Origin of the sequence: Rhodococcus antarcticus (genome assembly GCF_026153295.1) — a bacterium.
Lineage (GTDB): Bacteria > Actinomycetota > Actinomycetes > Mycobacteriales > Mycobacteriaceae > Rhodococcus_D > Rhodococcus_D antarcticus.
In genome coordinates, this window is sequence record NZ_CP110615.1 from 1,184,179 (window position 1) to 1,205,197 (window position 21,019).

The window sequence follows — 21,019 nt, forward strand, 5'->3', positions numbered from 1 at the left end:
GTGGTGACGACGCTAGGCACCCGGCCCACACCCCGTCAACGGGTCGATACCTCCCACCCGAGCCCGTGCTCGAGGGCGTGGGCCACCTCGAGCAGCTGCTGGTCGGCCCGGTGTGCTCCGACGACCTGCAGGCCGACGGGCAGCCCCTCGGGTGTCCGGCCGGCGGGCAGGGACAGGGCGGGCAGCCCGGTGGCGCTGATCAGGGTGCAGGACCGCATCCACCCCAGGTAGTCGGCCTGCGCAGTGCCGTCGACGACGGTGGGGTACTCGGTGTCGACGTCGAACGGGACGACCTGGGTGGTGGGGGCGAGCAGGACGTCGTACCGGGTGAAGAAGTCCGCGACCGCGACGTGCAGCCGGGTGTGGGCGGCCTCGGCCCGGGCCAGGTCGGTCCCGTCGAGCCGCCGGCCGGCCGCGACGTTGCCGTGGATGGTCTCCTTGACGAGCGCGGGGTGGGCGTCGACGACCGGGCCCAGCGACGCGGCGAACAGCCACGCCCGCAGCACGGTGAACACCTCGTCGGCCTCGTCGAGGTCGGGGCACGCCTGCTCGAGCTCCCCGCCGAGGGCGAGGACGAGGTCGGGGACACCGGTGAGGGCGTCGCGGACCGCGGCGTCGACCGGGATCCGCCCGCCGAGGTCGGGTGCCCACGCCACCCGCAGACCGGTGAGATCCTCCAGGACCGGTCGGGTGAACGACGCTCCGAGCTCGGGCAGCGAGAGCGGGGCTCGCGGGTCCGGACCGGCGAGGACGGAGAGTCCCAGGGCGACGTCGGCCACGGTGCGGCCCAGCGGCCCCTGCACCGAGAGCGTCGAGAAGCCCAGCGCCGTGGGGAACGTCGGCACCCGGCCGGGGCTGGGCCGCAGCCCGACGACCCCGCAGAACGCGGCCGGGTTGCGCAGCGAGCCACCCATGTCCGAACCCTCGGCCAGGGCGACCATCCCGGTGGCCAGTGCGGCTGCGGCCCCGCCGCTGGACCCACCGGCGCTGCGGCTGGGGTCGTGCGGGTTGCGGGTGGGCCCGAACAGCGTGTTGGTGGTGTGCGAGCCCGCCGCGAACTCCGGGACGTTGGTCTTGCCGACCCGCACAGCACCCGCCGCGCCCATCCGCGCCACCACCAGCTCGTCCTCGGTCGGCACCAGGTCGCGGTGCACGGGCGAGCCGAAGGTGGTGCGCATCCCCGCGGTGAGGTGCGTGTCCTTGTGCGCCACCGGCAGGCCGTGCAGCGGTCCGACGGCCGCACCGTGGGCGAGGGCCTCGTCAGCGGCGGCCGCTGCTGCCGTGGCCCCCTGGACGTCCAGGGTCACGAGCGCGTTCACCGTCGGGTTGAGGCGGTCGACCCGGGCCAGGTGCGCGGCGAGGAGCTCGCGGGCGGAGACCTCACGGGCGCGCACCATCCCGGCCAGCCGGGTCGCGGGCAGCAGGCACAGGTCGTCGTCCGGCAGCGTCATCCCTTGATGGTGCAGCACGCGGTCTCGTCGCGGCTCGATCGCCGCACCCCGGCACGCGACCGGGCCACGAGGGGTGGACGACCTGACCACCACCGCACCCACGACCGATCAGGCGGTTCCGCACCGACGCGTCCGTGCTCACCCCGTCGCTGGGGACACCGGAGGCGCCGTGCCCGACCGTGGTGGCGGCCCCCTGGGGCGCGACCGGTGCCACGTCCGCGCCGAGTGGTGCCCGGCGTCGACGCCGCAGCTCGGGGGCCCGCCCTACGAACCGTTGGCCGTCGCGCGGCGCAGGCTCGCCCGCATCGTCTCCAGGGTCAGCGCGAAGTGCGCCTGGGCGCAGCGGCCGGCGACCTCGGCGTCCCCGCGGACGACGTGTCCCACCAGTGCGGCGTGCTCGTGGGTGGCCTGCTCGACGAAGCCTGCCTCGTAGGGCTCCGAGCCGAAGCCGAGGGTCGCGGCTGCGGTGAGGTGGGCCGACAGCAGGGTCAGGTGGGGGTTGCGGGCTGCGGCGCCGATCAGGCCGTGCAGCCTGCGGTCCCAGGTCCGGGCCTCGATCATCGACGTCGCGCGGCGAAACTCCGCCATGGCGTCGCGCATCATCGTCACGTCCTCCGCGGTACGCCGCTCCGCCGCCGCGCGGGCGATCATCCCCTCGACCATGCAGCGGTAGTCGAACAGGTCGACCAGACGGGGGAGCTCCACCTCCAGCGTCCGGCGTGCGGCCTCGGGGGCGATGTCCTCCCAGGCGACGGCCGCGACGAAGCTGCCGCCGCTCCGACCGCGGCGCACGTCGAGCAGACCGAGGTCGGCGACCCGGCCCAGCGCCTGGCGCAAGGTCACCCGGCTGACGCCGAGGCGCTCGGCGAGCTCGCGCTCGGGGGGCAACCGCTCCCCGGGTGAGTACGCGCCGACGGCGATCGCGGTGACCAGGCGGTCGGCCAGGGACGAGACCAGCGACGTCGGGTGCAACCCGCGGCGGCCGGCTTCCTCGGCGGTCATCGGGGAAGTCTATCCGCGTCGGCCCGAAAGGTATTGGCAGGAGACCTTTGGCGTGCTCTAGTACCCCGGTACCCCTGACCGGAGAGGCGTCCCATGGCCACCACGCGCGATCCGCGGTTCCCCGACGCGACCACGACCGGCACGGTGGAGACACGTGGCGGGCAGACCTGGTACCGCGTCACCGGTGAGCTGGGGAGCTCCGACAGGGCCCCCGTCGTCGTCCTGCACGGTGGCCCCGGCGTGGGCCACAACTACACGCTCATGATGGCCAACCTCGCCTCCGACGGCCGTGCCGTCGTCCACTACGACCAGATCGGGTGCGGCGGCAGCACCCACCTGCCCGATGCCCCGGCCGACTTCTGGACCGTCGACCTGTTCGTCGAGGAGCTGCGCTGCGTGGTCGACGCGCTCGGGATCAGCGACCGGTTCCACCTGCTCGGCCACTCCTGGGGCGGGATGCTCGGCCCTGAGGTGGTCCTCGCCGATCCCACCGGCATCGCCAGCCTCTCCATCTGCGACTCGCCGGCCAGCATGGGGCTCTGGCTGGAGGCGGCGGCCCGCCTGCGGGACGAGCTCCCCGCCGCCGTCGCGGCCACGCTGGGAACGCACGAGGAGGCCGGGACGACCGACACCGCCGAGTACGCGGGCGCGATGGAGGTCTTCTACGACCGGCACGTGTGTCGTACGGTGCCCAACCCGACCGAGGTGAAGGACTCCTTCGACCAGCTCGCGGCCGATCCGACCGTCTACCACACGATGAACGGACCGAGCGAGTTCCACGTGGTCGGATCGTTGAGGGACTGGACGATCGTGGGTCGCGTCGGCGGCATCGGCGTCCCGACGCTGGTCGTCTCGGGGGCACACGACGAGGCGCAGCCCGACACGTGGGCGCCCTACGTCGAGGGCATCCCCGACGTCCGAACCCACTTCTTCGCCGAGTCCAGCCACATGCCGCACGTCGAGGAGCCCGAGGCGTTCCTCGACGTCGTCGGGTCGTTCCTGCGCCAGCACGACTGACCCGGCACGACGCACCAATCGCCCTCCGCCCCGCACCGTTCGAGCAGGAACACAGAAGGAGTCCCGTGACCGAGACCCGCCCCACCTCCGGCGTGGAGGAGTTCGGCTACAAGCAGGAGCTGCGCCGAGGAATGTCACGGACCGACCTGCTCATCTACGGGCTGGTCTTCATGGTCCCGATCGCACCCTGGGCGATCTTCGGGGTGGTGTTCAACGAGTCCAGGGGGATGGTGCCGCTGGTCTACCTGATCGGCCTGGTCGCCATGATCTTCACCGCCGTCTCGTACGCCCAGATGTCTCGGGCGTTCCCGGTCGCGGGCTCCGTCTACGCCTACGTGGGCCGTGGGGTCCACCCCCAGCTGGGCTTCCTCGCCGGCTGGACGATCCTGCTCGACTACCTGCTGGTCCCGACGCTGCTCTACGTGTTCGCCGCCGAGTCGATGTCCGGGATCTTCCCGGACGTCCCGCGCTGGGTGTGGATCGTGGCCTTCCTCGCCGTCAACACCGCGGTCAACTACATCGGCATCTCCTTCACCGCGATCGTCAACCGGCTCTTCCTCACCGCCGAGGTGCTGTTCATCGTGATCTTCGTGGTCATGGCGGTGGTCGCGATCAGGAACGGCACGAACGGCGCCGAGCTCTCCACCAAGCCGATCTTCAACGCGCCTGAGTTCAGTCCTGGGCTGGTCGCCACCGCACTGAGCATCGCCGTGCTGAGCTTCCTCGGCTTCGACGGCATCGCCACCCTGTCCGAGGAGAGCAAGGGCGGGCGCGGCTCGGCCGGCTTCGCGATGATCGGCGGGCTCGTCATCGTGGCCATCTTCTTCATCGGCCAGACCTGGCTGGCGGCGATGCTGGTCCCCAACCGCACGTCGTTCACCGACGAGGAGGCCAACAACGCCTTCTTCAGCATCGTCGCGAGCGTCAGCAACAACGGTTGGCAGATCGCCTTCCTGGCCATGAACGCCCTGGCCGTCGGCATCGCGAACGCGGTGGCCGCCCAGAGCGCCACCTCGCGGCTGCTGTTCTCGATGAGCCGCGACGGTCGGCTGCCCCGCTTCCTGGCCTTCATCAACCGCCGCACCCAGGTCCCCGAGCGGGCGATCCTGCTGGTGGCCGGGCTGACCCTGGTGCTCGGGCTGGTCTTCGTCGGTCAGATCAACACCATCGCCTCGCTCGTGAACTTCGGGGCACTCACGGCGTTCCTGCTGCTGCACGTGTCGGTGGTCGTCTGGTTCGGGATCAAGCAGGGCTCGCGCCGCTACCTGGTGCACTGGGTCGGCCCGGTGATCGGCTTCGCTGTCATTGCCTACGTGCTCTACAACGCCGAGGCCGCGGCCAAGATCGGCGGCCTGATCTGGCTCGTCGTCGGCGTCGGGGTGATGCTCTACTACCGGGCCCGCGGCGGCGGGATCCTGCCCGAGCACGCGGCCGGCGCGGACCCCGTCGAGGTGCGGTGATGGTGGAACACCTCATCACCCGCGACCAGGCGTGCGCGGGCTACAGCGCGGCCCACGCACCGGTGCTCACCGTCGCGCCCGGCGCCGGCGACCGCATCGTGTTCGAGACCGACGACGCCGCGTACGCGCAGATGGAGCAGCACCGGGACCTGGCCACGATCACCGCCACGCTGAACCCGGTGACCGGCCCCGTGTACGTGGAGGGCGCCGAACCCGGCGACGCTCTCGCGGTCACCATCCACGACATCACGATGGCCGAGCACGGCTGGTCGGTCCACATCCCCGGCGCCGGCGCGCTGACCGCACGGATGGGTGAGGACTTCTTCGTCCGCCGGATACCTGTCGTCGACGGCACCGTCCGGCTCACCGACACCGTCAGCTGCCCGGCGCAGCCGATGATCGGCTGCATCGGGGTCGCCCCGCGCCACGGGACGATGTCGACGGTCATGCCGTCCTACGTCACCGGCGGCAACATGGATCTCACCGACGCCCGGCCGGGCTCCACCGTCTACCTCCCGGTGCAGGTGGCGGGCGCGCTGCTCGCGATCGGAGACCTGCACGCGGTCATGAGCCGCGGCGAGAGCTCGTTCGTGGCGATCGAGATCGCCGGTCGCGCCACCGTCAGCGTCGACCTGGTCAAGGGTCGGAACCTGCGCGCCCCGCAGATCGACACCGGCCCGGAGTGGGTGTGCGTCGGGATCGGTGACCCCGTGCAGGAGTCCGTCCGGATGGCCTACGAGGCGATGTTCGACCTGCTCGTGGACGATCACGGCTTCCACCCCGACGATGCCTACGTCGTCATGAGCGCGCTCGCGCACACCGAGCTCGGCGGCCCGACCGGCTCTCGTGACCCGGACCCGCTTCACCCGTTCAGGCCGGTGGGAGCGGTCACCCTGGCCCGGATCGCGAAGGACGTGCTCAGGTCGGTCCGGTGACGCGTCTCTACGGCCGGTGGCAACAACCGAGCCTTCGGAGCCGCCGATCTCCACCGAACCCTTGTCAAGTTCTTCGTATACAACATACGCTCCCCGCAATCCGAAGGGCAGGTGCTCCCATGCACAGTCGTGCAGTCCAACCCAGAACGACCGCGCTGGTGCGCGGTGTCGCCCTCCTCTGCGCGGCACTGACCGCCGCCTGCTCGTCGGTGACACCGGCCGCCGGTGGCGGCGCTGATGCCGCAACCGCACCCGCCGACAGCTTCGGGCAGCCGGCCGCCGCCGGCGAGGTGAAGCAGGGCGGAGCTCTCGTCATGGCTCTGTCCGCGGAGCCGGACCAGCTCGACCCCACGCTGTCGCGGAGCCTCTACTCCCGGTACGTGTTCTCGTCCATGTGCGAGAAGCTCTACGACGTCGACCAGCAGTCGAAGATCGTTCCTCAGCTGGCCACGGCCCTGCCCACCGTCACCGATGGCGGCAAGACGGTCACCATCCCGGTGCGCGACGGGGTGAAGTTCGCCGACGGCACCCCTTTCGACGCGTCGGCGGTGAAGTCGACCTTCGAGCGGAACCTGACCCTGAAGGGCTCGGGCCGCAAGAGCGAGCTGGGGCCGATCGAGAGCGTCGACGCGCCGAGTGCGAACACCGTCGTGGTGCACCTGAAGGAGCCGTTCGCGCCGCTCACGGCAGCACTGGCCGACCGTGCCGGGATGATCATGAGCCCCACGGCGACGAGTGCGCTGGGCGACAAGTTCTCGACGGCCCCCGTGTGCGTGGGAGCGTTCAAGCTCGACAAGCGGGTGCCGCAGAACTCCATCGACCTGGTCAAGGACCCCAACTACTACGACGCGGCCAACGTCCACCTGGACTCGATCTCGTACCGGATCATCACTGACGCGAACATCCGCGCGGCAAACCTGCGCTCAGGTGACGTCCAGGTCGCGGACACGCTGTCCCCGCAGGGCGTTCCCGAGGTTCGCGCCGACTCCTCGTTGACGGTGCTCCAGTCGACCTCGCTCGGCTACCAGGGTGTCACCTTCAACGTCGGCAACGTCGACGGCGTGGGAAAGCCGGCCAAGCCGGTCGACACACCGGCCGCCAAGGACCCTCGTGTGCGGCAGGCCTTCGAGTACGCCATCGACCGTGCCGGTCTGGTGAAGGTCGTCTTCAACGACCTCTACGCCACCGCCTGCTCGCCGATCGCGCCGGTGAGCGAGTTCAGCTCGCCCGCTTCCGAGGTGTGCAAGCCCCACGACCCGGCCAAGGCCCTGCAGCTGCTGAAGGACGCCGGCGTGCAGACGCCCTACCCGATCTCGATGCTCGTCTCCAACAACCCCGACTCGCTCCGGCTCGCGCAGGCCCTCCAGTCGATGGTCAAGGAGGGCGGCTTCGACCTGCAGATCAAGCCCGTTGAGTACGCCTCCCTGCTGGACCAGCAGGACCGGGGCGACTTCGAGCTCCTGCAGCTGGGCTGGTCGGGCCGGGTCGACCCGGACGCGAACATCACGAACTTCCTGGGCACGGGGGGCAGCCAGAACGTTGCCGGCTTCAACGACCCCGCCCTCGACTCGATCCTGACCCAGGCGCGGCAGTCGACGGACCTCGCGCAGCGGCGTGACCTCTACGGCCAGGCCGTGACCAAGATCCAGGAGTCCGACCCGCTCATCTACCTCTACCGGCAGCGGAACCTGACCGGTGTCTCCAACACCGTCAAGGGTGTCCAGGTCTTCCCGGACGGCGTGGTCCGGCTCGCCTTCGCCGGGCTCGCCAAGTAGCGGCGGTGTCCCGGTACCTTTTCCACCGGGCGTGGCAGTCCCTGCTCACGCTGTTCCTGGCCACGGTCGTGGTGTTCCTCGGGGTGCGCGCCCTGCCGGGAGACCCGGCCCTGGCCCTGGCCGGAGAGGACCGCTCACCGGCCGTCCTGGCGGCCATCCGGCAGGAGTACGGGCTGGACCGCTCGTTGCCCGTGCAGTTCTGGAGCTTCATCAGCAACGCCGTCCGGGGTGACCTGGGCACCTCCATCCGCACCGGGATCCCCGTCTCGTCGATGCTGAGGACCGCGCTGCCGGTGACCCTGGAGCTGTCGGTGCTGGCGATGCTGATCGCCGCTGTCGTGGGGGTCGGGGCTGGTGTCGTGGCGGCCGTCCGGCGGGGACACCTGGCGGAGTGGTTCGCCAACGCGCTGGCCCTGATCGGACTCTCCGTGCCGCACTTCTGGCTCGGGCTGGTCGCGATCCTGTACCTGGCCGTCGCCACGGGCCTGTTCCCCGCGTCCGGCTTCGTGCCGCTGCTGGACGACCCGATCGACAACCTGCACCACATCATCCTGCCGGCAGTCATCCTGGGTACCGGGCTGTCGGCGGTGCTGATGCGCCAGACGCGCTCCTCGATGCTCGACTCGCTGTCCACCGACTACGTGCGCACGGCCAAGGCGAAAGGCCTGCGCCCGGCGGTCGTCGTCGGGCGGCACGCCCTGCGCAACAGCCTCATCGTGGTCGTCACCATCGCCGGGCTCCAGCTCGGCGAGCTCCTCTCGGGGGCGGTGGTCACCGAGCAGATCTTCGGGCTCCCCGGTTTCGGCAAGATGACCATCGACGCCGTGTTCCAGCGGGACTACCCGGTGATCCAGGCGGTCGTGCTGGTCACGGCCACCGCATACATCACGATCAACTTCTTGGTCGACCTGCTCTACTCCGTGATCGATCCGCGCATCCGGGTAGGAGCTGATGCCGCATGACCAACGTTGCCGTTCCCACCGGAGCCGACGTGCGCGGCGGCACCAGCCGGCGCAGCCGAGTGCTGCGACGGCTGCGCCGGAACCCGTTGGCCGTCGTCAGCTCCACCGTGCTCCTGGTCGCCGTCGTCGTCGCCGTGCTGTCCCCGTGGCTGGCCCCCTACGCACCGGAGCAGACCGACTTCGCGAACGTGTTCTCGCCGCCGGGAACGTCCGGGCACCTGCTGGGGACCGACGACCTCGGCCGGGACGTCCTGTCCCGGATCATGCTGGGAGCGAGGGCGTCCCTGCTGGTCGCGGCCCTCGCGGTGGCCACGGCACTGCTGATCGGCGTGCCGCTCGGCCTGGCGGCGGGATACTTCCGCGCGTGCGACGCGGTGCTGTCCCGGTTCACCGACCTGCTGCTGGCGTTCCCCTTCCTCATCCTCGCCGTCGGGCTGGCCGCGATCCGCGGCGCCAGCCTGAGCAACGCCGCAGTGGCCATCGGCATCGCCCAGATCCCGGGGGTGATCCGGTTGGTGCGCTCGGAGACGCTGCGCCTGAAGTCGCTGGACTTCGTGGCGGCCGCCGTGGTCGACGGGGCCAGCGACGTCTGGGTGCTGTTCCGGCACATCCTGCCCAACGCGACCTCCGTGATCCTGGTGCAGGCAACGGTCGCGCTCCCGGCGGCGATCCTCGGTGAGGCGGTGCTGTCCTTCCTGGGCCTCGGGATCCAGCCGCCGTCGCCGAGCCTGGGAACCATGCTCGCCACGGCGCAGCAGTTCGCCACGAAGGCCCCGTGGGCCGCGATCCTGCCCGGACTGGCGATCATGGTGCTCGCCCTGGCGTTCAACGTCTTCGGTGACAGCCTGCGTGACGCCCTCGACCCCAAGGGAAGCCGAGAATGACCACACCCACCCGATCCGTCGGGGCGCCCGTCCTGACCGTGCGCGGCCTGTCGGTCAGCTTCACGACCGAGAGCGGCACCGTGTCCGCGGTCGACGGCGTGGACGTGACCCTCGCGCCGGGCGAGATCGTCGGCATCGTCGGTGAGTCCGGCTGTGGGAAGAGCGTCACCGCGATGAGCCTGACGGGTCTGCTGCCGCGCAGCGCCCACGTCACGGGCTCGGTCCTGCTGGAGGGGACGGAGCTGGTCGGAGCCCGGGAGTCGGTGCTGCGGTCGGCCCGCGGCAAGAAGATCGCCTACATCTTCCAGGAGCCGATGAGCTCGCTGAACCCCGTGCTGACCGTCGGCCGGCAGATCGGGGAGGTGCTGCAGGTCCACGAGGGCCTCTCCCGCAAGAAGGCCAAGGCGCGCGCGGTCGAGCTCCTCGCACTGGTGGGGATCCCATCGGCCGGCACCCGCGTCGACAGCTACCCGCACCAGCTCTCCGGCGGCATGCGCCAGCGGGTGATGATCGCGATGGCGGTGGCCTGCGGGCCGACGGTGCTGGTCGCCGACGAACCCACCACAGCCCTCGACGTCACCGTGCAGGCGGGGATCCTGAACGTCCTGCGCGAGCTCAGGGACCGGTTGGGGACGAGCATCTTGATCATCACCCACGACCTCGGGGTCATCGCGGACATCGCCGACCGGGTGGTGGTCATGTACGCCGGACGCATCATCGAGCGGGCGGGGGTGGACGAGCTGTTCGCCCACCCCCGCCACCACTACACCGCGGGACTGCTCGCGGCCTCGCCTGCGCCCGGCAAGCACGCCGGAACCGAGCGGCTGCAGGAGATCCCGGGCCTGGTGCCCGTGCTGTCCGTCCAGCCCGATGCCTGCACCTTCGCCGAGCGGTGCTCCGCTGCTGACAGCCTCTGCCACGACAGCAGACCGGAGCTGGGCGCCGACCCCGGCGCGGAGGAGCCCCGGCCCGACCACCTGGTCGCGTGCTGGCACCCGTGCGGGACGCCGTCGCAGCCGCGAGTGGCGGTGCGGGCGTGAGCGGGGACGAGCCGGCGCTCGAGCTGGCGGACCTGGTCATGCACTTCGGTGCGGTCCGGGCCGTCGACGGTGTCTCGCTGAGCATCCGCAAGGGCCAGGTCACCGCGCTGGTCGGGGAGAGCGGCTCCGGCAAGTCCACGGTCGGACGGTGCATCGTCCGGCTGCTCGAACCCACGTCCGGGACGGTGCGGGTCGGGGGGACCGACATCACCAAGCTGTCCCGTCGCCAGCTCCGCCCGCACCGCAAGGACGTCTCGATCGTGTTCCAGGACCCCGCGGGCTCGCTGGACCCCCGGATGCTGGTCGGCGACGTCATAGGCGAACCGCTGCGGCTGCAGGGGGACGCCTCTCGACGGGACGTCCAGGCGCGGGTCGACCGCGAGCTCAGCCGTGTCGGCCTGCGCAGCGAGGTGGCCAGGCGCTACTCCCACGAGCTGTCCGGCGGGCAGCGTCAACGGGTGAGCATCGCCCGCGCGCTCATCTCGGACCCGACGCTGCTCGTCGCCGACGAGCCCACGAGCGCGCTGGACGTCTCGGTGCAGGCGTCGGTGCTCAACCTGCTGGCCGACCTGCAGCGCGACATCGGGTTCGCGTGCCTGTTCATCACCCACGACCTCTCCGCGGTGGAGTACCTCGCCGACGAGATCGCGGTGATGTACCTGGGACAGCTGATCGAGAAGGGCTCCCGGGAGAGGATCTTCAGCCGTCCCACCCACCCCTACACGCAGGCGCTGCTGGCCGCGGCTCCGATCGCCGACCCACCCCGCCAGCGCGCCCGCCAGCCGGTGCTGCTCGGGGACGACCTCCCGTCCGCTCTGAACCCGCCCACGGGCTGCCGCTTCCACACCCGCTGCCCGCTCGCGTTCGACCGCTGCGTCACCGAGGTCCCCCCGCTGCTGGAGATCGAGGACGGGACAGTGGCCTGCCACCTGGTGCGGCCCGACGGGACGGGCCCCGACATCCGCACCACCGACCACTCGGGGACCACACGATGACGTTCACGACCAGGCCGACCTTGCGAGGGACCTTCGGGATGGCCTCGTCCACCCACTGGATCGCCTCCCAGGCCGCGATGCGGGCGCTCGAGCTGGGCGGCAACGCGTTCGACGCCGCGGTGACCGCAGGGTTCGTCCTGCACGTCGTCGAGCCCCACCTGAACGGGCCCGGGGGGGAGGCGCCGGCCATCATCGCGACGGCCGCGGACCCCGCGCCGCGGGTCCTCGCGGGTCAGGGACCCGCGCCCGCCGCTGCCACCACCGCCCACTTCGCCGCTCTGGGGATCGAGCTGATCCCGGGCTCGGGACCGCTGGCGGCGACCGTGCCGGGGGCGGTCGACGCGTGGCTGCTGCTGCTGCGCGACCACGGGACCCAGCGGCTCGCCGAGGTCCTGGAACCGGCCATCGGGTACGCGGGTGGCGGGCACCCCCTCGGTGAGCGGGTCAGCACCACCGTGGCGAGCGTGCGTGAGCTGTTCGCGGACAGCTGGGCCCCCTCGGCCGAGCTGTGGCTCCGCAACGGCGCCGCACCGGAGATCGGGGCGATGTTCGCGAACCCCACCTACGCCCGTACCCTCGCCCGGCTGGTCGAGGAGGGGGAGGCCGCGGGCACCGACCGCGAGACCCAGATCGACGGGGCCCGTCGGGCGTGGAGCCAGGGGTTCGTGGCCGACGCGGTCGACGCCTTCTCCCGGAGGGCGTTCCGCGACTCCACCGGTGACGCCCACGCGGGGCTGGTGACTGGTGCCGACATGGCGGTGTTCAGCGCCACGTGGGAGCAGCCGACCACGCTGGAGTGGCATGGGTTCTCGGTGGCCAAGACCCAGCCCTGGGGTCAGGGGCCGGCCCTGCTGCAGACCATGAGCATCCTCGACGCGCTCGGGGACCCCGCGGCGCTGGATCCGTCCACGGCCGAGGGGATCCACCCGATCGCGGAGGCGCTCAAGCTGGCCTACGCCGACCGTGAGGCCTGGTACGGCGACAGCGATGACGTCCCCGTGTCGACGCTGCTCTCGCGCGAGTACGCCGTGCAGCGAGCCCGGTTGGTGGGCGATCGGGCCAGCGGCGAGGTCCGGCCCGGCAGCCCCGACGGCCGGGCACCCCGCATCGCTGCATACCTGCTGGACCGCCGTTCTGCCGCCACCTCGGACGCGACGACCGGGGAGCCCACCGTGCAGCCGGACGGGGTGACCCGGGGCGACACCTGCCACGTCGACGTCGTCGACCGCTGGGGGAACATGATCTCGGCGACGCCCAGCGGGGGGTGGTTGCAGAGCTCGCCGACCATTCCGGAGCTCGGGTTCCCGCTCGGCAGCCGGTTGCAGATGTTCTGGCTCGAGGAGGGGCTCGCGTCCTCGCTCGTGCCCGGCAGGCGGCCGCGCACCACCCTGACCCCCACGATGGTGCACCGCGACGGCGAACCCGTCCTCGCCTGCGGCTCCCCGGGCGGCGACCAGCAGGACCAGTGGCAGCTGCTGTTCCTGCTGCGGCACCTGCTCGGGGGGCAGTCCCTGCAGGAGGCCATCGACGCCCCGATGTGGAACACGACCAGCTTTCCCGGCTCCTTCTACCCCCGCACCGTGGAACCCGCGGTGCTGGTCGCCGAGGACCGCATCGACGAGTCCGTGCTGGCGGCCCTCGAGGCACGCGGCCACCAGGTCAGGCGGTCCGGTCCGTGGAGCCTGGGGCGGATGTGCGCGGTGTCGCGCGACCCTGGAACGGGCGTGCTCGGCGCTGGGGCCAACCCGCGCGGCATGCAGGGCTACGCATGCGGACGGTAGAGCGGGCCTCGCGCAACGGTGACGCGCCGACGATCGGCGGACAGCACCTGCCGCTGCGGGACCAGGTCCTGGCTGTCCTGCGTCAACGCATCGTCAACGGCGACTACCCGCCGGGCGAGCGGTTGACCGAGGACCGGCTGGCGGCGGACTTCGGCGTCTCCCGGAACCCGGTCCGCGAGGCGCTGCGGGTCGTCGAGGCGGAGGGGTTCGTGATCATGGTCCCGCGCCGGGGTGCTGTCGTGGCCACACCCGATGCCACCACGATCGCCGACCTGTTCGCCGTGCGCGAGCGGCTGGAGATGCTGGCGGCGCGCCTCGCGGCCGAACGGGCGACGCCCGGCGACGTGGCGGGTCTTCGACGCCTGCTGGACGAGGCGAGGGTGGCCACCGAAGGGGTCGACTTCGACACGGTGGCCGAGCTCAACAGCGCGTTCCACCTCAGGGTGATCGAGATCAGCGGCAACCGGTGGCTCGCGTCGATCGCGAGCGCCCTGTACCTGCACGTCCAGTGGGTCTTCCGGATCGGTGCCGCCCAGCGGGCCCCGCACTCGTGGATCGAGCACATCCACCTGGTCGACACCATCGAGGCCGGCGACGTCGACGCAGCCGAGGCGGCGGCGCTGGCCCACGTGGTGGCCGCCTCGGCCGCTGCGCTGGACAAGCTCAGCGAGGGCTGACCGCGTGGTACCCGTCGCCAGCACGACCGCGCTCGAGGGCCTGAAGCGGCGCCGTCACACCCTGGTCGTCCTGCTGACCCTGGTCACCGGGGCTGCGGACGCGACCGGCTTCCTGGCGCTGGGTGGCGCGTTCTCGAGCGTCATGACGGGCAACATGGTCCTGCTCGGCCTGTCCGCCGGGCACACCGACGCCGCGCTGGCCGTCACCTCGGGCAGCGCCATCATCAGCTACGTGGTGGGGGTGCTGCTCGGCGCGCACGTCGCCGGGGCTGCTGTGCCGGGAGACCCGGTGTGGCCGCGGCAGGTGAGCCGCGCGCTCACCGTCGAGGGGGCCGTCCTGCTGGTCTTCCTGCTCGTGTGGGAGGTGACTCTGGGAGACCGGTCGACGGGGACCGCGCTGGCCCTGCTGATGATCGCGGCGGCTGCGCTCGGCATCCAGAGCAGCGCGATCCAACGGTTCGGCGTCTCGGGCCTGTCGTCCACCTACCTCACCGGCACGTTGACCACCCTCATCGGGGCCGTCGCAGCACGGAGTCCGCGACACACGCTGCTGCCGAGCGCGCAGGTCCTCTCCGCGCTGGTCGTGGGCGCCGGTGCGGGGGCCCTGGTCGTCGAGCACCTGCCGTGGTTCTCGCCCGTCCTGATCATCGGTCCCCTCGTCGTGGTGGTCGGGCTGTCGAGGCGGGTGCACGATGGGGGGTGGAGCGGTTCAGCCCGTCCGGATGGTTCTGTGCTGAACTCGCCGCAACCGTCGAGAAGGGGTGCGTGGTGGCCGCGAAGCACGAGGTGAAGGTCGGGCGGCCCTACGACTCCCGCCGGTACGGGGACGGGCTGAGGGTGCTGGTCGACCGGCTCTGGCCGCGGGGGTTGAGCAAGGAGGCCGCGGACCTGGACGAGTGGTGCAAGCAGATCTCCCCGTCCACCCAGCTGCGCACCTGGTACGGCCACGACCCCGAGCGCTTCGCAGAGTTCGGCCGCCGCTACCGGACCGAGCTCGAGGAGCCCGAGCGCGCGGCTGCGCTGGTCCACCTGCGCGCACTGGCCGAACGGCGGGTGCTGACCCTGCTCACGGCCAGCAAGGCCGTCGACATCAGCGAGGCCGTGGTGCTCGCGGAGGTGCTCCGCACGTAGCTGTTCCGCCTGCGGGTCTCGGCCGCGTCCTCCCCGGTCCCGCAGGGCGGTGCGAACGGCACCGCCCGGTGTCCACTAACGAGAACGGGCGTCGCCGCCGCTGACCTCGTCGGGCTCGAGAACGTTGGTGAGCGTCTCGGAGAGAGCCGCGGCGTCGTGACCGTCTCCGGTGTGGGCCTCCAGCCGCATCCGCTCGACCATGTGCGGGTAGTGCAGCTCGAACGCGGGGCGCTCGGAGCGGATGCGGGGCAGCTCGAGGAAGTTGTGCCGAGGCGGTGGGCAGGAGGTGGCCCACTCCAGGGAGTTCCCGTAGCCCCACGGGTCGTCGACGGTGACGATCTCGCCGTAGCGGTAGCTGGTGAACACGTTCCACAGGAAGGGCAGCATCGAGGCCCCGAGGATGAACGCGCCGATCGTGGAGATGGTGTTCAGGGTGGTGAACCCGTCGGTGGGCAGGTAGTCGGCGTAGCGGCGTGGCATGCCCTCGGCACCGAGCCAGTGCTGGACCAGGAAGGTGGAGTGGAAGCCGATGAACGTGGCCCAGAAGTGGTACTTGCCCAGACGCTCGTCCATCATCCGGCCGGTCATCTTGGGGAACCAGAAGTAGATGCCGGCGTAGGTGGCGAACACGATGGTGCCGAACAGCACGTAGTGGAAGTGCGCCACCAGGAAGTACGTGTCGGAGACGTTGAAGTCGATGGGCGGGCTGGCCAGCAGCACACCGGTGAGCCCACCGAACAGGAACGTGATCAGGAAGCCGACGGAGAACAGCATCGGTGTCTCGAAGGTGATCTGGCCCTTCCACATGGTGCCGATCCAGTTGAAGAACTTCACCCCGGTGGGCACGGCGATGAGGAACGACATGAAGGAGAAGAACGGCAGCAGCACCGCGCCGGTGGCGTACATGTGGTGCGCCCACACCGCGGTGGAGAGTGCTCCGATGGCCAGGGTGGCGTAGACCAGGCCCTTGTAGCCGAACAGCGGCTTGCGGCTGAACACCGGGAAGATCTCGCTGACGATGCCGAAGAACGGCAGGGCCACGATGTACACCTCGGGGTGGCCGAAGAACCAGAACATGTGCTGCCACAGGATGACCCCGCCGTTGGCCGGGTCGAAGACGTGGGCGCCCAGGTGGCGGTCGGCGAGGAGCCCGAACAGCGCTGCGGTGAGGATCGGGAACGCGAGCAGGATGAGGATCGAGGTCACCAGGATGTTCCAGGTGAAGATCGGCATCCGGAACATCGTCATGCCGGGGGCCCGCAGGCAGACCACCGTGGTGATCATGTTCACCGCACCGAGGATGGTGCCGAGGCCGGCGACGATGAGTCCGGTGATCCACAGGTCCGCACCGGCGCCCGGGGAGTGCACGGCGTCCGAGAGCGGGGTGTAGGCGAACCAGCCGAAGTCCGCCGCGCCACCGGGGGTGATGAAGCCCGAGGCCGCGATGATGCCGCCGAACAGGTACAGCCAGTAGGAGAACGCGTTCAGCCGGGGGAAGGCCACGTCCGGCGCCCCGATCTGCAGCGGCAGGATGTAGTTGGCGAAGCCGAAGACGATGGGCGTCGCGTACAGCAGCAGCATGATCGTGCCGTGCATGGTGAACAGCTGGTTGTACTGCTCGTTGCTCAGGAACTGCAGACCCGGCACGGCCAGCTCGGCGCGCATGAGCAGCGCCATGATCCCACCGATGATGAAGAAGCCGAACGACGTCACCAGGTACATCAGCCCGATGGTCTTGGGATCCGTCGTGTGGACCATCTTCAGGATGAAAGAGCCCTTCTTCGCCTCCCTGGCCGGGTACGGGCGCGTGTCAAGGGGTTTCGGGGAGTCGGATCCCGGGACGACGGGGGAGGCGGTCGTGGTCATGGGTCCCTCGGTCACGATCGGCGGTCAATGACGTCGCGGCTACGACAGGTCGTCGGGACCGTTCTGGTCCAGCGTCGGCCATCGAGGATCCGGACGGGAGGGCTGAGTGGACCCTCACGGGGGGACGTTCGGCCCTACCGCTGCCCGTGCTCGAGCCCACGTCCGCCCGGACTGACCCGCCGGTGGGGCCGGGGCGCGATGTCACGGGCCGCGTAGGGCCGAACGGCACTACCTCTGGTCAGGGGGTGCGGACAGGGTCGGGGTGTTGGCGTAGCCGGGAACCACAGCGAGGTGGTCGCATGACCGAGGAGACGCGCAGCCGGGCAGTGCCGACCGGCTCCGCTGGACGGTGGCTGAGGTGGAGACGGGCGCGGCCCGGTCCTCGGAGCACGTTCCTCGCGGGTGCCGGGGGAGGGCTGTGACCACCAACAGCTTCGGGACCCGTGACCAGCTCGTCGTCGACGGCACCGGGTACGCCATCCACCGGCTGGACCGGATCGAGGGAGCGGCGCGCCTGCCCTACAGCCTGAAGATCCTGCTGGAGAACCTGCTGCGCAACGAGGACGGCCGGCTCGTCACCCCCGACCACGTCCGTGCGCTGTCTGGTTGGCGGCCGACGGCGGACCCCACCACCGAGGTGGCCTTCACCCCTGCGCGGGTCCTGATGCAGGACTTCACCGGGGTGCCCTGTGTGGTCGACCTGGTCGCGATGCGCGACGCGATCACGATCCTCGGTGGCGACACCTCGCGGATCAACCCGCAGGTTCCCACCGAGCTGGTCATCGACCACTCCGTCGTGGCGGACGTCGTGGCTCGACCGGACGCTTTCGCCCGCAACGCCGAGCTGGAGTTCGAGCGCAACCAGGAGCGCTACCAGCTGCTGCGCTGGGCCCAGCAGGCGTTCACCGACGTCAGCGTGGTCCCGCCCGACACCGGCATCTGCCACCAGGTGAACCTCGAGCACCTCGCCCGCGTCGTCTTCACCCGTGCCGGGCCGAACGGCCCCGAGGCCTACCCCGACACCCTGGTCGGCACCGACTCGCACACCCCCATGGTCAACGGACTCGGTGTGCTGGGCTGGGGCGTGGGGGGCATCGAGGCCGAGGCCGCCATGCTCGGTCAGCCGCTGAGCATGCTGGTCCCGCAGGTCCTGGGGCTCAGGCTGACCGGCGAGCTGCCACCGGGGACGACGGCCACCGACCTGGTCCTCACGATCGCCGAGCTGCTGCGCCGCACCGGCGTGGTCGGCAAGTTCGTCGACCTCTACGGACCCGGCGTGGCCAGCGTGCCGCTGGCCAACCGCGCCACCATCGGCAACATGAGCCCTGAGTACGGGGCCACGTGCGCGATCTTCCCGATCGACACCGTGACCCTGGACTACCTGCGGCTGACCGGTCGCCCGGAGCACCGCATCCGCCTGGTCGAGGCCTACGCCAAGGAGCAGGGCCTGTGGCACGAGCCGGACCACGAGCCGGACTACTCCCAGACCCTCGCGCTCGACCTGGGCAGCGTGGAGCCGTCCATCGCTGGGCCCACCCGCCCCCAGGACCGGATCCCGCTGCGCGTCGCCCCCCACGCCATCGCGGCGCTGCTGTCGGGGTGCACCCAGACCGAGGCGCTCGAGACCGGACCGAACGGTGTGGGCCCCGATGGGGCCGGCCTGGACGAGGCAGGGGGTGAGTCGTTCCCGGCCAGCGACCCGATCGCGATCGACCACGACCGGACCCGTGACCGGCCGACCCCGTCGTGTGCGTGCCCGGGCAGCCACGACTGGCCGCACCACCCGGTCGAGCTCACCCTCGGCGGAGAACGGGTGAGCATCGACAACGGCGACGTCGTCATCGCGGCGATCACCTCCTGCACCAACACGTCCAACCCGTCGGTGATGATCGCTGCGGGCCTGCTCGCCAAGAAGGCGGTCGAGCGGGGTCTGGCCCGCAAGCCGTGGGTCAAGACCTCGCTGGCGCCGGGGTCGCGGGTGGTCACCGACTACTACGAGCGGGCCGGGCTGACCCCGTACCTGGACGCACTGGGCTTCAACCTGGTCGGCTACGGGTGCACCACCTGCATCGGCAACTCCGGTCCGCTGCTGCCCGCGGTGAGCGCCGCGGTCACCGAGGGCGACCTGACGGTCTGCGCGGTGCTCTCGGGCAACCGCAACTTCGAGGGCCGCATCCACGCGGAGTGCCGGATGAACTTCCTGGCCTCGCCACCCCTGGTGGTGGCCTACGCGCTGACCGGCTCGCTGCACGCTGACCTGCTCAACGACCCCCTGGGCACCGGCTCGGACGGGAACCCGGTGTTCCTGCGCGACATCTGGCCCTCGAGCGAGGAGATCACCGCGGTCGTCGACGACTGCGTCCGCGCGGAGATGTTCACCCGCGGGTACGCGGACGTCTTCGCCGGCGACGAGCGCTGGCGAGGTCTGCTCACGCCGGAGACCGACACCTTCGCGTGGGACCCGACCTCGACCTACGTGCGCAACCCGCCCTACTTCGAGGGCATGGGCCGCGAGCCGGAGCCACTGCGCGACGTCACCGGGGCGCGGGTGCTGCTCAAGCTCGGCGACTCGGTCACCACCGACCACATCAGCCCCGCCGGTGCGATCGCGGTCGACTCACCGGCCGGGGTGTACCTGCGCGAGCACGGCGTGGCGCGGGGCAGCTTCAACTCCTACGGCTCGAGGCGCGGCAACCACGAGGTGATGATCCGCGGCACCTTCGCCAACACCCGGCTGCGCAACCAGCTGGCACCGGGCACCGAAGGTGGCTGGACCCGCGACTTCACCCGTGGTGGTGCCGTCGCCACCATCTTCGACGCCGCCACGAGCTACGCGGCGGCGGGCACGCCGCTGGTCGTCCTGGCCGGCGCGGAGTACGGCTCGGGCTCCTCGCGCGACTGGGCCGCCAAGGGCACCGCGCTGCTCGGGGTCCGGGCGGTCGTCGCGGAGTCCTTCGAGCGCATCCACCGCTCGAACCTGATCGGGATGGGGGTGCTGCCGCTGCAGCTGCCCGACGGCGTGAGCATCGACTCGCTGGGGCTGACCGGAGAGGAGTGCATCGACATCACCGGCGTGACCGCCCTGCAGGACACCATCCCGGCGACGGTGCACGTGCGCGCGGGAGAGGTCGAGCTCGACGCCCGGCTCCGCATCGACACCCCGGGGGAGGCCGAGTACTACCGGCACGGCGGCATCCTGCGCTACGTCCTGCGGCAGCTGATCGACGGCGAGCAGGCGTGAGCGTCCACGCCCGGTGGGGGCGACGGTGATGGGTCGACGCGACATCCCCAGCACGACCGGGCCACGCCTGGGGGTGACGACCCGACCGCCGACCGCGCGGCAGCGTCGCAGCGCCGCCCTCCGCTCGACGGTCGTGCTCAAGGCCGCGATGGCGGTCTCCGGGCTGCTCATGGTGGCGTACCTGCTGGCCCACATGTACGGCAACCTCAAGATCTTCGCGGGCCAGGCATCCTTCGACGGGTACGCGCAGTTCCTGCGGACGGTGGGTGAACCGCTGCTGCCCCACGGGGGTCTGTTGTGGCTCGTGCGGGTGGTGCTCGGCGCCAGCGTGGTGGTGCACGTCAGCGCGGCCGTGGTGCTGTGGCGGCGGGCCCGACGAGCCACCGGGGGCCGGGGAGGTCAGCGCTACGAGAGCACCAAGGCCCGGACCGGTGTCCAGCGCTCCTACGCGTCGTTCACGATGCGCTGGGGCGGGGTGACGCTGCTGCTGTTCATCGTCTTCCACGTGCTGCACCTCAGTGCGGACAACGTGATCCATCCCGGTGGCGCGTCGAGCAGCCCCTACGAGCGCGTGGTGAACGGCTTCGGTGTCTGGTGGGTCGTCCTGAGCTACACCCTCGCCCTGCTCGCCCTGGGTCTGCACCTGCGCCACGGCTTCTGGAGCGCGTTCGCCAGCCTCGGCGCGAACACGAGCACCGCGCGTCGCCGGCACCTCAACGGGGTGGCCGTCGGCGTCTCCCTGGTGATCACCACCGGGTTCCTGGTCCCGCCCTGGGCCATCTTCCTCGGACAGGTCGGGTGA

17 protein-coding genes are annotated in these 21,019 nt (G+C 71.0%); 14 read left to right on the forward strand and 3 right to left on the reverse strand.

All coding sequences use genetic code 11. The features are described from left to right. Window positions 1-35: 35 nt before the first annotated feature. Entirely contained in the window at window positions 36-1,451 is a 1,416-nt protein-coding gene (locus tag RHODO2019_RS05820) for an amidase (RefSeq protein ID WP_265384054.1), read from the reverse strand. 264 nt (window positions 1,452-1,715) lie between these two features. Further along, entirely contained in the window at window positions 1,716-2,453 is a 738-nt protein-coding gene (locus RHODO2019_RS05825) for a FadR/GntR family transcriptional regulator (protein WP_265384055.1), read from the reverse strand. Between the two features lie 93 nt (window positions 2,454-2,546). Here RHODO2019_RS05825 and RHODO2019_RS05830 point away from each other — a divergent pair, with 93 nt between their 5' ends. From RHODO2019_RS05830 to RHODO2019_RS05885, 12 genes are all read left to right on the forward strand, one after another. Continuing rightward, window positions 2,547-3,470: a proline iminopeptidase-family hydrolase gene (locus RHODO2019_RS05830; protein WP_265384056.1), complete on the forward strand. Its 924-nt coding sequence runs from the start codon at window positions 2,547-2,549 to the stop codon at window positions 3,468-3,470. Between the two features lie 65 nt (window positions 3,471-3,535). Beyond that, entirely contained in the window at window positions 3,536-4,930 is a 1,395-nt protein-coding gene (locus RHODO2019_RS05835) for an APC family permease (protein ID WP_265384057.1), read from the forward strand. Then, window positions 4,930-5,865, forward strand: a complete 936-nt coding sequence (locus RHODO2019_RS05840) for an acetamidase/formamidase family protein (RefSeq protein WP_265384058.1) — start codon at window positions 4,930-4,932, stop codon at window positions 5,863-5,865. Before RHODO2019_RS05835 ends, RHODO2019_RS05840 begins: the two co-directional genes overlap by 1 nt. A gap of 158 nt (window positions 5,866-6,023) precedes the next feature. Next, on the forward strand, window positions 6,024-7,640 hold the full coding sequence (locus tag RHODO2019_RS05845; RefSeq protein ID WP_265384059.1) for an ABC transporter substrate-binding protein: 1,617 nt from the start codon (window positions 6,024-6,026) through the stop codon (window positions 7,638-7,640). Between the two features lie 5 nt (window positions 7,641-7,645). Then, window positions 7,646-8,602, forward strand: coding sequence for an ABC transporter permease (locus RHODO2019_RS05850; RefSeq protein ID WP_265384060.1), 957 nt, complete (start codon window positions 7,646-7,648; stop codon window positions 8,600-8,602). Then, window positions 8,599-9,486, forward strand: a complete 888-nt coding sequence (locus RHODO2019_RS05855) for an ABC transporter permease (RefSeq protein WP_265384061.1) — start codon at window positions 8,599-8,601, stop codon at window positions 9,484-9,486. The genes RHODO2019_RS05850 and RHODO2019_RS05855 overlap by 4 nt, the downstream gene beginning before the upstream one ends. Then, window positions 9,483-10,526 carry an ABC transporter ATP-binding protein gene (locus RHODO2019_RS05860; protein ID WP_265384062.1) on the forward strand — a complete coding sequence of 348 codons (1,044 nt, stop codon included), beginning with the start codon at window positions 9,483-9,485 and terminating at the stop codon, window positions 10,524-10,526. Before RHODO2019_RS05855 ends, RHODO2019_RS05860 begins: the two co-directional genes overlap by 4 nt. Then, window positions 10,523-11,521, forward strand: coding sequence for an ABC transporter ATP-binding protein (locus RHODO2019_RS05865; protein ID WP_265384063.1), 999 nt, complete (start codon window positions 10,523-10,525; stop codon window positions 11,519-11,521). Before RHODO2019_RS05860 ends, RHODO2019_RS05865 begins: the two co-directional genes overlap by 4 nt. Window positions 11,522-11,559: 38 nt before the next feature. Continuing rightward, the gene (locus RHODO2019_RS05870) at window positions 11,560-13,302 is read left to right on the forward strand and encodes a gamma-glutamyltransferase family protein (protein ID WP_265384064.1); all 1,743 of its coding nucleotides are present in this window, start codon (window positions 11,560-11,562) and stop codon (window positions 13,300-13,302) included. After that, window positions 13,290-13,979, forward strand: a complete 690-nt coding sequence (locus tag RHODO2019_RS05875) for a GntR family transcriptional regulator (protein WP_265384065.1) — start codon at window positions 13,290-13,292, stop codon at window positions 13,977-13,979. The genes RHODO2019_RS05870 and RHODO2019_RS05875 overlap by 13 nt, the downstream gene beginning before the upstream one ends. A 4-nt stretch (window positions 13,980-13,983) precedes the next feature. Continuing rightward, window positions 13,984-14,769 carry a YoaK family protein gene (locus tag RHODO2019_RS05880; RefSeq protein WP_265384066.1) on the forward strand — a complete coding sequence of 262 codons (786 nt, stop codon included), beginning with the start codon at window positions 13,984-13,986 and terminating at the stop codon, window positions 14,767-14,769. Then, window positions 14,748-15,110 carry a DUF488 domain-containing protein gene (locus RHODO2019_RS05885; protein WP_265384067.1) on the forward strand — a complete coding sequence of 121 codons (363 nt, stop codon included), beginning with the start codon at window positions 14,748-14,750 and terminating at the stop codon, window positions 15,108-15,110. Before RHODO2019_RS05880 ends, RHODO2019_RS05885 begins: the two co-directional genes overlap by 22 nt. A gap of 75 nt (window positions 15,111-15,185) precedes the next feature. On the opposite strand, the gene ctaD is transcribed toward RHODO2019_RS05885, so the two are convergent. After that, a complete protein-coding gene (ctaD, locus tag RHODO2019_RS05890) occupies window positions 15,186-16,976 on the reverse strand; it encodes an aa3-type cytochrome oxidase subunit I (protein WP_265384068.1) in 1,791 nt (596 codons plus the stop codon). A 418-nt stretch (window positions 16,977-17,394) separates the two neighbouring features. On the opposite strand from ctaD, the gene RHODO2019_RS05895 reads away from it, so the two are divergent. Continuing rightward, window positions 17,395-20,217, forward strand: coding sequence for an aconitate hydratase (locus tag RHODO2019_RS05895; protein WP_290428893.1), 2,823 nt, complete (start codon window positions 17,395-17,397; stop codon window positions 20,215-20,217). Between the two features lie 73 nt (window positions 20,218-20,290). Next, window positions 20,291-21,019 (forward strand): succinate dehydrogenase cytochrome b subunit, encoded by a 729-nt coding sequence (locus RHODO2019_RS05900; protein ID WP_265384069.1) that lies wholly within the window; start codon window positions 20,291-20,293, stop codon window positions 21,017-21,019.

Coding starts and splice junctions, on each gene's coding strand:
- ctaD (WP_265384068.1), bottom strand. CDS start 16,976: ATGACCACGACCGCCTCCCCCGTCGTCCCGGGATCCGACTCCCCGAAA.
- RHODO2019_RS05820 (WP_265384054.1), bottom strand. CDS start 1,451: ATGACGCTGCCGGACGACGACCTGTGCCTGCTGCCCGCGACCCGGCTG.
- RHODO2019_RS05840 (WP_265384058.1), top strand. CDS start 4,930: ATGGTGGAACACCTCATCACCCGCGACCAGGCGTGCGCGGGCTACAGC.
- RHODO2019_RS05875 (WP_265384065.1), top strand. CDS start 13,290: ATGCGGACGGTAGAGCGGGCCTCGCGCAACGGTGACGCGCCGACGATC.
- RHODO2019_RS05860 (WP_265384062.1), top strand. CDS start 9,483: ATGACCACACCCACCCGATCCGTCGGGGCGCCCGTCCTGACCGTGCGC.
- RHODO2019_RS05830 (WP_265384056.1), top strand. CDS start 2,547: ATGGCCACCACGCGCGATCCGCGGTTCCCCGACGCGACCACGACCGGC.
- RHODO2019_RS05870 (WP_265384064.1), top strand. CDS start 11,560: ATGGCCTCGTCCACCCACTGGATCGCCTCCCAGGCCGCGATGCGGGCG.
- RHODO2019_RS05825 (WP_265384055.1), bottom strand. CDS start 2,453: ATGACCGCCGAGGAAGCCGGCCGCCGCGGGTTGCACCCGACGTCGCTG.
- RHODO2019_RS05855 (WP_265384061.1), top strand. CDS start 8,599: ATGACCAACGTTGCCGTTCCCACCGGAGCCGACGTGCGCGGCGGCACC.